Source organism: Bdellovibrio svalbardensis (assembly GCF_029531655.1).
GTDB classification, from domain to species: domain Bacteria; phylum Bdellovibrionota; class Bdellovibrionia; order Bdellovibrionales; family Bdellovibrionaceae; genus Bdellovibrio; species Bdellovibrio svalbardensis.
The window spans coordinates 376,580-391,292 of record NZ_JANRMI010000004.1 but is presented as its reverse complement, the minus strand read 5'-3'; the positions used below and the strand labels follow the sequence as shown (position 1 = coordinate 391,292).

Genomic DNA, 14,713 nt, shown 5'->3' with positions numbered 1-14,713 from the left:
AAAAGGCCATTGGGGGGCTGTGTTGTAATAAAAGTGCGTACATATTTAATGAATAAAACGACGAGTACAGCGGTAGAGATAATTTGTTCGCATCAAGTATTTTCGAAGTTCTATTAAATCTCTTTAAAAATTCCATAAGTTTAATCTTGGACGATTGTTGGAAGACTTTGTCTGTGGCTATTTGATGGCTTGGTTAATTTCATCTGAATATTTTCAAAGGAGATGTTCCCATGGCCTGGCAAAAAGTATTTTTAGCAATCGCACTGCTGATGAGTTCTGGCTCTGCCAAGGCAAGTCTTAAGGATCTTGCGAAGTACGCGACGAAAGACTTTCTTCTGGGTACGGCTCCGACAGGTTGCATGCCGAAGGGAATGAAGATTGATCCCCAGGGCGCTTATCTTTATGTCGCAGAGATGTGCGGTAAAATAGACCCCACAACAAAAAAAAGAGTTCCCACGGCATCGATCTATGATTTGCAAAAACGAAGTCTTCAGAAAACATTGATAACTCCCGTGGGTATGCGAGACGGCATCTTGGCAAATACCGAAGTTGAATTTTCTCTGGATAAAAAATGGGCATTGATCAGTCGGGCAGAAGGAGACAGTCGTTCTGAGATCTTTCAAAACTATGGACTGTTAACTGTCGTCAATTCTGCGACTCAAAACATCGTCAAATATATTCCGACGAAAGGGGAAGGCTCTAAGATCATCGCAGCAAGGCCTCTACTGCCGAATGATCCCAGCCGCAAACAGATTATCTATGTAGCTAATTATTTCTCGGACGATATCAGTGTGATTGATGTCAGTGATTTGGCGGAAGATGGAAATTTGGATGGCAGCCGTCACTATGTCGGTCGTGTGAAATTGAATACGAACTTTCGTAATCCCAGATCTAAAAGCTATTTAATTGCACCTCGGGGAGTCGCATTCACACCGGACGGGAAGTATGCTCTGATATTGGCGACGGAAACGGGAAGCCTCATCGTGATGGATGCTGTCGCTCATAAGCAGATTGCAGAGCTGGCGCCCATAACGAAAGAAATTGCAGGTCGCGAGTTGAATGTCCGCCACATTCTAATTTCTAAAGACGGGCAGACGGCCTACCTCAGTCATATGCATGGTAATGCAGTCTCTCGAGTTAACGTGAATAAATTGATCAGCAAAATTACAAGTCTGCCTAAACGCGGGCCTGATGTGACTTTGCCAGCCAGTTTTTGGAATGATCTGTTCATTCCCTTTGAGAGTTCCACGGGTAAAAAGAATATTTTAGTTTTGGAGGACTACCCCAAGGATCATCCGAACTTCCCCGGGAAGAAGTGGCCGTACGCTCATCCCAACACAATTGTCCTGGATCCAGTCAATGAGCGCTATTTGTATGTTTCGAGTCGCACCACGAGCAACTCAAACGACAGTCAAGTGGACCGAAGAATCAAAGGGAAAATCGATATCGTCGATACCACGAATGGAACAGTGATTTTTACCCTGGTCGGAGGAGCTCAGCCTACGGCTCTTGAAGTTACTCGTGATAATGCCACCTTGATTTCAAGTGGTTTTATTGACGATCATCTTTATTTTTTTGATCTTAAGAAGATTCTGGATTTGTATCAGACCACACGTTGAGATTTATGCTTCAACCGCTGAGTGATACTGTTCAATGGTTTCATTCAGGAAATTCTGTGCACGGTATTTGTTGAATTCCGGGATGTCGGTCTTGAATACATGCATGTATTTAAGACCCTGGGCTTCGAGTCGTTTTTTCTGTGTTGCTAAAAACTTGGCGCCTTTTTTGGTGTAGCGAATGTATCTGTCATTTTCTTCAAGATGAATATACAGATCGAACTCAACAGGGACATCAGGTTTGATTTCGGTCATTTTAACCTTCGCCATTTTTTCATCTGCGGATTCTTCAAAATGCAGGCGGATGTGTTGACGAGGGAAGAAGGCAATAGAAACCTCTTCTTCCTTGTGAACAGATTTGCGAAGGAACTCCGCTTTATTTTCTGCCCAGTTCTTGAAGTTCACTTTTTGGACTACAATGCGCAGAGGGTCGTCAGCCTCATTGACCTTCTCTCCGTTGGCCTTTAAAAAAGCGAAGATTCTTTTGCGCAGGGCTTGAATGAAAACTCCATCGACTTCTCGATTGTCCCCCAAGGCTGCAACCAAATAGCCCGAAAAGCGTGTCGATTGCACAAGAATGCAGGACATATCTGAAGAGATCTTAATCTCTTCAATTTTTTGACTGTTGGTTTTAAGGACTGTTTTCTGTAAAGCTTCCTGGGCGGCACGGGAGATAAGGGATTCATGAGCCGGAGCGCTATCGTTCAGCGGCTCGCGCTTTTTGCCAAGAGGGTTTGTTTCTGTATTGTTCTTAACAGTGCCGTTTAAAACTTCAGGTGAAGTTGCTGTGACAGTCCCTTGGGAGGGGGCTTCAGAAACTGCAAATTTCACTTTGCCGAGCGGAGCCTCATCAACAACGGCAAACATCTCGCTGGCTTTGGCGAGGGTTAAAATGACATCGTCAGATTTTTTGGTCTGCGGGTTTTTGTAGACCCAGGCTTCGTTCTTTTGAATCTTGTTGTATTTAAAAGTCAGAGGAACTGATTGCACCTTCGTTGGGTTGGCACCCAATTGATTTTTATAGTAGCTCAACAAAACTCGTTCCATTGCCGGCCCCGTGACGGGCGGGTAAATATTGTAGCGGCAACCGGTCTCATTGAAGTGATGATAGGTTAATGAGTGCGGCTTTTCGCCAAAGACGATGACTCTTTCAGGAAAAGTTTGAAGAAGCAGTTTGATGAAGGCGATAATATTCTTGTTGGGATGATCTACGCTGACAAATATAAACTGGGGCCGTTCGCTGACAATGAATAAGATGGCTTCATTCAGATTGGTGCAGCTCCGCACATTCCATTCACGCTTGACGATGAAGGCTTCCGCCGCAGATAGATTTACTGATTCTGATTTGATAATCAAAATCGATCTATTCTGCTCAGTGTACATCTGGAACTTGTGAAGCATCCCCCTATCTAAGCCGAAATATTTTCGCCTTCATAGAGTCTGGGATGCTTCCTTTAGTCGTTGGTCGCGTCGCGAATTGATCGTTTCAAAGTATATTTTAATCTGGCACTTCTAGAATTTGAAATCTCTCAGATAGTGATCATTATAGCCATGGGGATTTTTCACCAGATACTTCTGATGATACTCCTCGGCAGGATAGAACTTCTTCGCAGGCTCAAGCTTTGTAACAACCGGAGAAGGCCATTTTTTCGCCTGATTCACCAGATAGATCACTTTTTCAGCGTCTTCCTTTTGAGCGGAATTTAAATAGAAGATTTCAGAGCGGTATTGCGTGCCGATATCATTGCCTTGCCGATTGAGCGAAGTGGGGTCGTGCATGCGGAAGAAGATCTTTAATATCTCCTGGTAGCTGATTTTTTTAGGATCAAACTCCACTCGAAGCGATTCGGCATGTCCCGTACCGCCGCGGCTGACCTGCTCATATGTGGGATTGACGACCGCTCCACCGGTGTATCCCACTTCCGTTTTTAAAACACCGGGGATGGTGCGATAAACCTCCTCCATGCCCCAAAAGCAACCACCAGCCAGAATCGCTGTTTGTGATGATGTGCTCGCATGAGTGTGGAGCCCCATAAAGATTAGGCCTAGAAGAGTGAGTGCTTTGAAGCGATTAAGATAAGTCATAAAGTCCTCCATCAACTCTTACTTTCGATGAAGGTTGTCGGAAGGTTACAAGGCTTTTGAAATAGTTGTCAGAGAACCTAGTAAAAGAAGAGAAGCATTGTTTTACGACATTGTTCTATTTTGAGAAAATTTCTTTATGGCTTTTTGTCTAAGTTTAAAGTGTGTTCTCGCTGAATTTCCGTGAATTCTAAAAGGAATTGTCTAAACAGAATTCATTATTATGATATCTAAAAAAATGTGCGAAGGAACTGGACAAAATTTTAAAACAATCTGTCGCTTCTCTTAACAAGCGCGATGACCTTAACGTTCTTCATTTTTTTGCCCCATATTTATTTTTAAAAATTAGTTTTAATCTGTTCATGGATTTCAATTTGGAGGAACCATGAAAAGAAAAAATCTGATTCTACCTTTGCTAGCAGTCGGACTTCTCGCAGGATGCGGCAATCAACTTCAAACAACCAGCCCGGCAACAGGCACCTCTTCATCGCAGTCGGCTCAGGCTGCTCCGGTCGCTCCAGTCGCGCAGCAATCTGAGGCACAGAAAATGCTCAGTAGCTTAGAAGCAGACTTGAAGAGTCAAGCGGCCGTGAGTAGTGCCGGGGGCAGTCAGAAAATTTCTTTAGGCAGCTTGAATTTGAATTCCGCACAGATCAATACGATCGTTTCCAGCGCCGCAATGGCATTGTCGTCAGCGAATCTTACTGGTAGCAATAACTTAGCTTCTATTATTCCGGTCCTTATTCAGGGGGCAAGCTTGGGCGTTGGCAGTTTGCAGCTTTCCGACCTCACCAGCAAATCCGGTCTTCTTTCGTTGATCGGGGACAGTGCGCTGGGATCTTTGGTGAATCAATCCCAAACTGAAGTGTCGACGGATCTTATTAAGAAAGTCGCCAGCTCTTTATTCGGCAATTTGGGTACAGCCGGTGTGGCTCCAGCAGCTCAATCGCCAGTTGCCAGTGCTTTGATCAGCTCTTTGCTCGGACGACTGGGTGGTAAAGACTTTGATGTCAGCAGTTTAACCACTGTGGTGCAAAGTCTGGCTTCAGGATCCGTCTTGGGCTTGGGTTCCTTGGGAAATTCATCTCCAGTGCTGTCGACGATTATGAATAGCCTGGGTTCGGGATCTCTTTCAGGCATGACCTCATTGATTGGTTCCTTGGGCGCAAACAATAATTCTTCTACAACTTTGGCGAGTCTAATTGGTGCCTTTACGTCAGGATCAAATTCTGGATTGAGCTCCGTGGTCGCTTCTTCTGGTGGATCGTCAGCTATTCTGGGTACTTTGGCACAAAGTTTATTTGCGGGCATTAATTCATCAGCTTCCGCAAATACATCATCCTCCACCGCAAGCACAGTTTCTTCAGTCGTGTCGACTCTGTTGGGTTCTTTCTTGGCAAACATGAAACGATAGTTCATACGATCATTTTCCTAGTCATAATTCCAGATAAAGGCGCTTCGCTAGCAAAAACGAAGCGCCTTGGTCTTTCATAACAAACGCTTATCTATCGCATTAGATTCATAACTTGGTCTGCTTTTTGTAGAGTCCCTTTCCAGGTGCTTATCAGGTGTCTTTATGCACCACAAACTCTGGGGGGAGTTATGAAAAGTCTTATTTTGTGTTGTTTGCTTATCGTTAGTGTTCAATCTGCACATGCTCAGTTGAGCTCAGCTTGTCGCGGGGGCGAAATGGGCCGTGGTGATGGGCTCACTGATGAGCAAAAGCGAGATTTAGAAAAACGCTGTGCGAATGCGCTGAATGCAGAATCGCACAGAACAGTGAAAGCAGTAGGGATGGATGATTCAGACTGTCTGTCTCAGGCAAATTACCGCGCCGATCAACAAGCCTATGACGTGATCAGCTCATGCAACAGCCAGGCGCAAGGTTTGGCGTATTGTTCAGTGGTCGCAAGACATATCGTGCAATATCCAACTTATATTTCCACGATCTTCGGGCGAGGAGAATATGACGAAAGAAAAAGCAATGAAGAGACTTGCCGAGCGACTTCAATTGCCAGAGCAGAGTCTGATGCAGTTTCATCATGCCGTAGTGAATATGGAGTTTCTTGTGATATCTCTTCTCGTGGTGTCGTGAATGATCATCACACAAAGACACGCCGACGTTATGTGATTATGGGGCCGAAGGAAGAATACCAAATCTGCTCTGCATCAGCAGCAGCGGCACCGGATTCACGCTATAGAGTTCAATGTTCAGTAGAAATCGTGGCAAGAGCGCATCGGTAGATACATTTTTCCTTTGAGTAACTACAGTTTCAGTTTTTGAATAAGGCTTTCGGAAGAAGGCCTTTTTCCATTGGCGAGAATCATTCGTACACCGAATAATTCGAAGCTTGTTTGTTTTTGTGAGGATTCCACTTCTCCCTTTGGGACCCGCAAGGCTTTAGGCTCCATTTGAGGAGAAACTTGCGAATATTGCCCAAAAGACTCATCGCGCAACTAAGGTAAGTATTGAGACATACTTTGGACCCCGATAGGTTACAAACATGAAATATAGTCATCCAATTATTATTCAAGGTGGAATGGGAATCGCGGTTTCCGACTGGAAACTTGCTAAAACTGTTTCACAAACGGGCCAGCTCGGAGTCATCTCCGGAACTGCCATCAATTCAGTTCTCGTGCGCCGGTTGCAAGATGGTGACTTAGATGGACACGTCCGCAGAGGACTCAAGGCCTTTCCTTCACAAAGCATCGTACAAAAAATTCTTGAGACTTATTATATCGAAGGTGGTCGTCCTGCAACTCAGGCTTACAAAAGAGCACCTCTATACAATATTGAATCTTCAAAAGCGCTCTTACAGCTCACTGTTGTCGCGTGCTTTGTTGAGGTTTGGCTGGCTCGTGAAGGACATCAAGGCGTTATCGGTTTGAACCTTCTTGAAAAAGTTCAACTTCCCAACATGGCTTGTCTTTATGGAGCAATGCTTGCGGGAGTGGACTATGTGATTATGGGCGCTGGAATTCCTCGTGAAATACCAGGAGTCCTGGATCTTTTCAGTGAAAACAAAAAAGCCAGTTTGAAAATTTCTGTGGCTGGCGGCGAAGACGAAATCACTTACTTTGATCCTCAAGAAGTTATGGAAGAAACGTCTTTGGTTCCTTTGAAGAGACCGTTCTTCTTCCCCATTGTTTCGTCAGCTGTTTTGGCGGCGAACTTGAAGAAAAAATCAACGGGCCGAGTGGATGGCTTCGTTGTCGAAGGTCCTTTGGCGGGTGGTCACAATGCACCTCCGCGTGGACCGATGAAGCTCAATGAACAGGGTGAACCTGTTTATGGAGTTCGCGACGAAGTTTCACTTGAAGACATGGTTGCTTTAGAATTGCCATTCTGGATGGCGGGTTATTATGCGACTCCGGAAAAACTTGCAGAGGTGCGCGCGATGGGTGCGCATGGTGTGCAAGTTGGAACTTTGTTTGCCTTCTCTGATGAGTCGGGTGTCAAAGAAGCACATCGTAAGAGCGCTATTCATGATATTTTGACGAAGCCGGCACCAGCTGGTGGTTGGATTTTCACAGATCCTCGTTCGTCACCGACAAATTTCCCTTTTAAAGCTGCGCGTCTGCCGGGAACAATTTCTGAAGAGGCCCTTTATCTTTCCCGTAAACGCATTTGCGATTTGGGTTATCTTCGTCATGCTTATAAAAAAGAAGACGGAACGGTGGGGCAACGTTGTCCTGCTGAGCCTGTTAAGGACTATGTCAAAAAAGGTGGTCTTGAAGAAGACACTGTGGGCAGAAAATGTCTTTGCAATGCTTTGATGGCTGATATCGGCATGGGACAAATCCAGGCGGGTGGAGCTGAAGAGATGCCACTTTTGACGGCGGGTGATGACTTGAATAACATCGCACGTATGATCAAACCTGGTCAGACCTCTTACAGTGCCAAAGATGTTATTAGCTATTTGCTATCTTTGGAAGCGCCCGCGATCAAGGTCACAGAGCCTATTGCGATCGCGACTCTTTAGTAGGTGTTAGATCACAAAAGAAGATGGCCAGGTTGAAACGAAACTCTGGCCAGAATTCTTGCTAGTATCATCTGCTATGGCTGATCAAAACAACTGGCACGACCTCGGTTCTATCGCGAAACTCTCGCAAAAACCTGTTCAACAAATTGAAGTTCAACAAACCAAGATTGCACTGATCTTTAAGGACTCTCAGTTTAGTGCGATTTCTGGTGTGTGTAATCATGTTGGTGGACCTTTGGGAAATGGAATTCTTGAAGGTGAGTACCTTGTTTGTCCGTGGCACTACTACAAGTTTCATTGGAAAACCGGTGAAGGCGAGCCTGGTTTCGAAGCGGATCGTGTTCCAACATATGCGCTGAAAACAGAAGCGGGACATCTATGGGTGGATTTGAATCCACTGAAAACTCGAAATAAAATACCTCATCCGCCGCTGGCATTGGCGCGCAAACCTGAAAGAGCACCGGGTCCTTTGCGAGTTGCGGGAATCTCCACGACGGTGATGGATTTAAAATATCCGCGGGTTTCAACATCCGAGTTGCTGCTGGAAGAGTCTCTTCGTCACGCCAAAGCCAAGGGCTTCGATACTCACTTGCTGAAGTTACGTGAATTGAAATTCCGTCACTGCGAAGGATTCTATTCCAAAGATGCCCACGCCTGTATTTGGCCTTGTTCCATCACGCAAATTGACGAAACGGACCAGTTGGATCAGGTCTATGAAGATCTGGTGCACTGGGCGGATGTTTTAGTTTTAGCAACACCAATCCGTTGGGGATCTGCCAGTTCGCTCTATTATAAAATGACCGAGCGACTGAATTGCATTCAAAATCAAATCACAACTCATAACAATCAACTCATTAGAAATAAAGTTGCAGGATTTATTATCACAGGTGGACAGGATAATGTTCAGTCTGTCGCGGGTCATATGATGGGATTTTTCTCGGAGCTCGGCTATCATCTTCCGCCCTTTCCATATATAGCCCACTCTTTGGGGTGGAGTATGGAGAACATGGCCCACAATGTTCATTATGTTCAAAGGAGCCATGCCCTGAAAGAGGCGGCGCAAGAGCTGGTGGATCGCTGTGCGGAGCTTTCGGAGCATCTGATTTCAACAAATGCTCCAAACACCCTCATTCATCGAGCTGGTCGCAAAGCTTACAAAGCGGAACGCCATCACGATCTCGAATAACAACAGATACATTAGCTGGCTTTTTCTCTTAGTAAGCTGGCGCATCGATCGAGGATGGTGGCGCGGATGTTGTCCCGATGTTTAATGAACTCGGGGTCTTTTGTTGTTTGCACGATGTTGTAGAGTCGGATCGTTCGTTCCAAGTCCATCAAACGGGGCTTTTGAGGGCCTCTTGAGAGGGGGAATTTGGGAATTTGTTGGTGTTCGGTGGCCGCGGCCTGAACCGCAATGGTCCAATCGATTTCCGTTTGAGTCAGATAGATGGTTGGAGCAAAAGCCCGTTCGCTGGGATTTTGTTCTTCCAGTTTAAGTTGTGCATTCAGCCATTGCAGTTCGCTGAGGATCTTGTTGAATTCCCCATCGTACTTTTTGCCGAACAGTTTGAAGACTATTTTCTTCCATGCAGAGCAAAAGTCTTCGAACTCAATATCCTGTGCTTTTTCAAAAAGGGGAGGGTGAGTGATATAGTGCAGGGTCTTTCCCAAGACATCTTCCGAGATCACCACGCAATCGGTTTTGTAACTAAGACGCATTAAATGATGGGCCCAGTTCGCAAGATTTAAAAGAGAATGGTTGTCGACAGCCGCATTTCTGAAATTCAGATGAAAGCCCTCGAAAGTGGCCATACTCATCGGGGCATCCAGGACAGAATCCAAAACACTTTTGCGTCGTTCGCTCTTAGGAAGCGAAAAGAAGTTTTCAAGATGCTTCGAGAATTTATCAAAGGACTCGGTCCACAAGCTTTCATTTTTGCAGGCTTTGTAGATCTGAAAGGCCTTCGCAGGAGTCGGTTCTGCCTCATCCAGAAGAGCATTAATTCTTTGTTCGAGAATACGTGGGAATGAATTCCAAAGCTCTTTAATCATACCTCAATTGTAGCATGGTCTAGGTTTACAGTGAGAGTGCAGTGTTTTTGGCTTTTTGTAGAAGTCTTTTACAGTGGCGGGGGGGAAGGGGTGGAATGGGGTCCTTTAGCTCGTCCTTTTGGGGCCTCATCTGCCCGTGGAGGCCTGAAAGGGCCCATTCAGGTCGAGACTTCCCGCATTAAATGAGGTCTAGAAGAAGTTTTTCACCAACTTGCCAAAGATGTGTTAGTGTAAGACCACGAAATACGCATAAAGCGCATAAAGAGGGTTATTTTAATGAGTACTGGTACAGTTAAGTTTTTCAATACTGAAAAAGGTTTTGGCTTCATCACTCCTGATAAAGGTGCTGATTTGTTTTTCCATATTTCTGAAGTTCAAGGCCAACAGCCAAAAGATGGCGATAAAGTTGAGTTTGAAGTTGGACAAGGTAAAAAAGGTCCATGCGCAGTTAGCGTTGTAGTAAAAGGCTAGTGTCTATTCATCCAATGAAAATTTGGATTGATGCTGACGCCTGCCCGAAAGTTATCAAGGAGGTGGTCTTCAAGGCCTCCTCCCGGGCTCAGGTCCCAGTGACCTTGGTAGCCAACTCTGGGATGTTCATTCCCGAATCTAATCTGATAAATCTAATTATAGTTGATCACGGTCTTGATGTAGCAGATGGCTATATTCTTAAGCATGCAAATAAGGGCGACCTTGTGGTGACAGCGGATATTCCGCTCGCGGCGCAGTTAGTGGCAAAGCATGTTGTTGCAATCAATCCGCGTGGATCGGTTTATAATGAAGACAATGTTCATGATGTGCTTGCGACTCGAAATCTTATGCAAGATCTTCGTGGAGCCGGCATGATTCAAGGGGGACCACCACCTCTCGGACCCAAAGACAAAGCAAGCTTTGCCAATGGGTTTGATCAAGAACTGACGAAATTACTTCGCGCCAGAAGATGATTTGGCCAAGTCCAAAGCTTCATATTCCTGGTCAATGCGTTGACGCCAGAAATCTTTCAACCACACTTCCGCTTTATCCAGGTTATTCCAAGGATCTTTGAAGGTAACTCCGTGACCGCTGATAATGTGCATGGTGTAAAGGCTGCGCACAGGTTGATATCTTTCTTGTGCAAGATACATCGAAGGAATCAATGGGAATCCGGCATCGTGATGGAAGTTGAAAGAAGTCAAAGAAACGGCTTTCTTTAAATCCGGATCTTCGATCTTCGCGGTTTCGCGATTTAATTCCACCAGCCAGTCGTCCATTTTTCTTTGCATGTTTACGAACTGTTCAGCGCTCAGGTCATTCTTTTCCAAATATCTTTGCACTTCATAAAACTTGAAGGATTCATGGCGAACGTCGTGCATCCAGAAGTCACCCGCGGGGCGGTTGTATCCATCCGCCCAAATTGGGGCGTCGGTGACACCGACCAAGTGAAGGCGCGTATTCATAAGTCGCATTAATACAGAGTTTCCAATGCTGGCATTGGTTGGAATCCACAGGGATTTAAGTTCCTCTTTATTGGCGAAAGCTGACTCAAAGTCTTTCTCGGCCGCTTTGTATCCGCTATATTTACTGTGCAGTTGGAACACACCGAACTCGCGCGACTTATACATTTCATATTCTTTACTCAAAGAAAGTGGCTTGTAGCCCTCCAGCAAACGATCTGTATAAAGAAGAAAACGATCCTTCAATGGATAAGACTTGGTATCAAAGCGACCAATGGCACGGCTGTAGAAATATGAAAACTCAACAAGATGACGATACGACACAGAGCCCTTTGCCAAAATCTCTGCAGATTCAGCTTTAAGTTCGCCCAAATACTTCAAATACAATTCGAGTTGGTTCTGTTTGGATTTGTCAAAGGGCGTGCGCACGATTTTAACTAATTTATTGTGACCATCGCGCTTTTCTTTCAGAGCAGTTAAATCCTTTTGTACGGTCTCAATCTTTGCACTCAAATAGCCGTTGATATCCTGAACCAAAGGCAGGCCCATTTCGCTAAAATCAAAAGAGAAAGGACTTTCGGGTGTTTTCTTTTTTTGTTCATTAAAGCGTTCGCGATATTTTTCAAAATAGGCATTGGGATCTTTGAGTATGGAAGTCAGTTGCGGATAGCGTTTGACCATCAACTCATTCAACTCTTGGGTGGAGCTGATCTCTGCAAAAATACTGGCACATTGTTCGCCGGCGGCAAATGCGGTGATTCCCGAAAGAACCAGAAGGCCGGCAAGGAATGTCAGAGCAAATTTTTTGGACGTTCTTGTGAAACCCATAAGCATCTCCAATACATTTGTATCAATATGAAGAGAGGCAAGAGCTGTGCCTTCGGAGTGCCAAAAAAATAGCGTCTATAGGAAAGAGGACCTAGCTGGATCAGTCTCCTGTCATTTCCATTTGTCTCATTCTGAGAAGTGACATTCTTTGTTGCTCAGTGATTACTGTGTGGCAACAGTTTCTATGAGTGTAAGTTTGTCATTGTGAAGGCTCATTTCCAGAGTTGAATTTAAGGATGCTACCATCCTGTTCATGGAAACAAGAATAGGAATTTCGGGCTGGCGCTACTCTCCGTGGAGAGGTGAATTTTATCCCAAAGATTTGGTGCAAAAAGATGAGCTGTCTTATGCAAGCAGGCAGGTGAGCTCTATTGAAATCAACGGCACCTTCTACGCAACCCAAAGCCCAAGCAGTTATAAAAACTGGTTCCAGGCGACTCCCGAAGACTTTCGCTTTTCAGTGAAGGGTCCGCGATATATCACTCACGTTCGTCGCTTGCACAATGTCAGACAGCCTCTGGCAAATTTCTTCGCCTCTGGAGTTTTGCATCTGAGGCAGAAATTAGGTCCTTTCTTATGGCAGTTTTCACCGAGCTTTCGATTTGATGAAGAGCGCATTGAGGAGTTCTTTAAGATGTTGCCCCGAACCTTTAAGGAAGCAGCGCTGTTGGCGCAAACCGCCGATCGCTTTGAAGCTGATTTTCCGGAGGACGCTCTGACCTCGTCACGTCCTCTTCGTCATGCCATGGAAGTTCGCCATCATAGCTTTGAAAATCCCGATTTCATCAAACTGTTGAGGAAATACAATATCGCCTTGGTGCTAGCGGATACGGCCGGGAAATGGCCCTATATGGAAGATGTCACCAGCGACTTTATGTATCTGCGTTTGCATGGTGATGAAGAGCTGTATGCCAGCGGTTACGATGAGCCCACTTTGAATTGGTGGGCTGATCGAATCAAGCTTTGGAGAAAGGGGAGGGAGCCCTTGGATGCCCTGGATATCAGTGATGAGGCGGGGAAAAAGGCTCCGCGGGATGTCTTCGTTTACTTTGATAACAATATTAAAATCAGAGCTCCCTCTGATGCGAAGTCCTTGATGAGGATTTTGAAGGCTTAATCTTGGTGCCTCCGCAATTCCTAATTGAGAATAAGTCAGTGATTGGCTATGCTAGTGCCATAAGATTTTTAGAAAAGGTAGCCGATGAAAGATCAAATCGAACTCTCAATCACCGTTCGTGGTACAGTTGCAGAAATTTGGAGAGCCTTGACTGATTCCGATGATATCGAGAATTGGTGGAGCGACGATGTTGTCATTGAGCCCCGCGTTGGTGGAAAGTTCAAAGAAGCCTGGGTGGATGACGAAGGAAACAAAGGCCTTGCTTCCGGAAAAGTTCTATCTCTTCAAGAAAAGAAAAATATCACCTTCACGTGGCGTGAAAAGGACTGGCCGAAAGAGGCACAGACCGAATGTACTTTCTCGATCGAAGACCAAGGGCCCAAGCGTGTTTTGACCGTGAAGCATGTCGGATGGGGATCTTTGCCTGATAAATCTCGAGCAAAAATCATGAAAGACTTTGAAGTCGGGTGGGGATACCACTTGCAAGAGTTGAAATCTTATCTTGATGACTAGTAAAAAGGGCCTGGCAAGGCCCTTTTTCTTTTTCATCCGGACAGCTCGCCGAAGATTTTCTTGCGTCCTGTCTTTATTAAGGATATTAGATATCCTTAATTGTGAGGTGTAAAAATGGCTATTCGTTTAAACTATCCAAAACTGTCGTCTGAATCCTATGGCGCTATTATAGCCCTTGAAAAAACTTTGGCAGAATCGCCAGTCGAGCGCAGTATTATCGAGCTGGTTAAAATCAGGGTGTCACAATTGAATGGATGCCTGTTTTGCCTGGATCTGCATGTGAAAGAAGCGCGCACTCTGGGGGAGCGGGAGCTGAGACTGTATCATTTGGGATTCTGGCATGAGTCGAAACTTTTCACGGAAAAAGAAAAGGCCGCTCTTGAGTGGGCCGAATTGCTCACCAAGATCAGCACTCGCGGTGTTGAAGATAAGGACTTTGAGAAAGCGAGAACATTTTTTTCTGAAAAAGAGCTTTCAGACTTAACTTTCGCGATTGGAACTATCAATATGTGGAACCGTTTAGGGGTCGCTTTTAGAAATGAGCCGGGATCTCTGGATCAAATTAAAGGCGTCAATAAGATAGGCCTGGTCTAGATGATTTTGCGTAACCAAGTTGAGTGGGCCCTTCATTGTTGTGTAGCGCTCAGTGAGCTGCCCGCAGATCAATATGTGTCCACTAAGGCCTTGGCCGAATTCCATGGCGTTCCCAAGGAGTATCTATCCAAGGCTTTACAAGCTCTTGCGCAGGCCGGTCTTGTCGATACGACGCTGGGGCCGACAGGTGGATATCGTCTTGCGAAAAGGCCAGAAGATATCTCATTCTTGGATATTGTTGAAGCGGTGGAAGGCCCAACGCAGACATTTAAGTGCACGGAAATTCGAAAGAATAATCCATGTCTTAAAAAGACTGCCAAATTTTCCCCAATGTGTTCCATCGCAAAAGTTATGAACCGTGCAGATGAAGCTTGGAAGCGTGAGCTTCGCTCGATGAATTTAAAGATACTGCGAGAAGAGCTCACAGATAAGCTTTCCGATGATCAACTTCAAAAAGGAACCGACTGGTTGTTGTCCAGGCGTTAGAGGTCGCGG

At 45.3% G+C, this 14,713-nt stretch carries 15 protein-coding genes; 11 read left to right on the top strand and 4 right to left on the bottom strand.

Translation table 11 applies throughout. From position 1 onward, the window contains the following. The first annotated feature begins 230 nt into the window (after nt 1–230). A complete protein-coding gene (locus tag NWE73_RS14780) occupies nt 231–1,619 on the top strand; it encodes a YncE family protein (protein WP_277579116.1) in 1,389 nt (462 codons plus the stop codon). 3 nt (nt 1,620–1,622) lie between these two features. Here NWE73_RS14780 and NWE73_RS14775 read toward each other — a convergent pair whose 3' ends face one another. Both NWE73_RS14775 and msrA read right to left on the bottom strand, forming a co-directional pair. Continuing rightward, the gene (locus NWE73_RS14775; RefSeq protein WP_277579115.1) at nt 1,623–3,017 is read right to left on the bottom strand and encodes a response regulator; all 1,395 of its coding nucleotides are present in this window, start codon (nt 3,015–3,017) and stop codon (nt 1,623–1,625) included. Between the two features lie 111 nt (nt 3,018–3,128). Then, nucleotides 3,129–3,701: a peptide-methionine (S)-S-oxide reductase MsrA gene (gene msrA, locus NWE73_RS14770; protein WP_277579114.1), complete on the bottom strand. Its 573-nt coding sequence runs from the start codon at nt 3,699–3,701 to the stop codon at nt 3,129–3,131. A 382-nt stretch (nt 3,702–4,083) separates the two neighbouring features. Here msrA and NWE73_RS14765 point away from each other — a divergent pair, with 382 nt between their 5' ends. The 4 genes from NWE73_RS14765 (at nt 4,084) to NWE73_RS14750 (ending at nt 8,867) form a co-directional block, all read left to right on the top strand. Continuing rightward, nucleotides 4,084–5,112 (top strand): hypothetical protein, encoded by a 1,029-nt coding sequence (locus tag NWE73_RS14765; RefSeq protein WP_277579113.1) that lies wholly within the window; start codon nt 4,084–4,086, stop codon nt 5,110–5,112. A 188-nt stretch (nt 5,113–5,300) separates the two neighbouring features. Continuing rightward, a complete protein-coding gene (locus NWE73_RS14760) occupies nt 5,301–5,942 on the top strand; it encodes a hypothetical protein (protein WP_277579112.1) in 642 nt (213 codons plus the stop codon). Between the two features lie 260 nt (nt 5,943–6,202). Next, complete coding sequence (locus tag NWE73_RS14755; protein ID WP_277579111.1) at nt 6,203–7,681, top strand: nitronate monooxygenase; 1,479 nt, start codon at nt 6,203–6,205, stop codon at nt 7,679–7,681. 76 nt (nt 7,682–7,757) lie between these two features. Beyond that, a complete protein-coding gene (locus NWE73_RS14750; RefSeq protein ID WP_277579110.1) occupies nt 7,758–8,867 on the top strand; it encodes an NAD(P)H-dependent oxidoreductase in 1,110 nt (369 codons plus the stop codon). An 11-nt stretch (nt 8,868–8,878) separates the two neighbouring features. On the opposite strand, the gene NWE73_RS14745 is transcribed toward NWE73_RS14750, so the two are convergent. Beyond that, nucleotides 8,879–9,733 (bottom strand): hypothetical protein, encoded by an 855-nt coding sequence (locus NWE73_RS14745; protein ID WP_277579109.1) that lies wholly within the window; start codon nt 9,731–9,733, stop codon nt 8,879–8,881. Between the two features lie 276 nt (nt 9,734–10,009). Here NWE73_RS14745 and NWE73_RS14740 point away from each other — a divergent pair, with 276 nt between their 5' ends. Continuing rightward, complete coding sequence (locus NWE73_RS14740) at nt 10,010–10,204, top strand: cold-shock protein (RefSeq protein ID WP_277579108.1); 195 nt, start codon at nt 10,010–10,012, stop codon at nt 10,202–10,204. A 14-nt stretch (nt 10,205–10,218) separates the two neighbouring features. Next, nucleotides 10,219–10,677 carry a YaiI/YqxD family protein gene (locus NWE73_RS14735; RefSeq protein WP_277579107.1) on the top strand — a complete coding sequence of 153 codons (459 nt, stop codon included), beginning with the start codon at nt 10,219–10,221 and terminating at the stop codon, nt 10,675–10,677. Here the strand turns inward: NWE73_RS14735 and NWE73_RS14730 are convergent. After that, complete coding sequence (locus NWE73_RS14730; protein ID WP_277579106.1) at nt 10,657–11,994, bottom strand: hypothetical protein; 1,338 nt, start codon at nt 11,992–11,994, stop codon at nt 10,657–10,659. The two genes, NWE73_RS14735 and NWE73_RS14730, sit on opposite strands and share 21 nt — an antisense overlap. Nucleotides 11,995–12,247: 253 nt before the next feature. Here NWE73_RS14730 and NWE73_RS14725 point away from each other — a divergent pair, with 253 nt between their 5' ends. The 4 genes from NWE73_RS14725 (at nt 12,248) to NWE73_RS14710 (ending at nt 14,704) form a co-directional block, all read left to right on the top strand. Further along, nucleotides 12,248–13,111 (top strand): DUF72 domain-containing protein, encoded by an 864-nt coding sequence (locus NWE73_RS14725; protein ID WP_277579105.1) that lies wholly within the window; start codon nt 12,248–12,250, stop codon nt 13,109–13,111. A gap of 84 nt (nt 13,112–13,195) precedes the next feature. Beyond that, the gene (locus NWE73_RS14720) at nt 13,196–13,624 is read left to right on the top strand and encodes an SRPBCC family protein (RefSeq protein WP_277579104.1); all 429 of its coding nucleotides are present in this window, start codon (nt 13,196–13,198) and stop codon (nt 13,622–13,624) included. A gap of 114 nt (nt 13,625–13,738) precedes the next feature. Then, nucleotides 13,739–14,218: a carboxymuconolactone decarboxylase family protein gene (locus NWE73_RS14715; RefSeq protein WP_277579103.1), complete on the top strand. Its 480-nt coding sequence runs from the start codon at nt 13,739–13,741 to the stop codon at nt 14,216–14,218. After that, nucleotides 14,219–14,704, top strand: coding sequence for an RrF2 family transcriptional regulator (locus NWE73_RS14710; RefSeq protein ID WP_277579102.1), 486 nt, complete (start codon nt 14,219–14,221; stop codon nt 14,702–14,704). Nucleotides 14,705–14,713 lie beyond the last annotated feature (9 nt).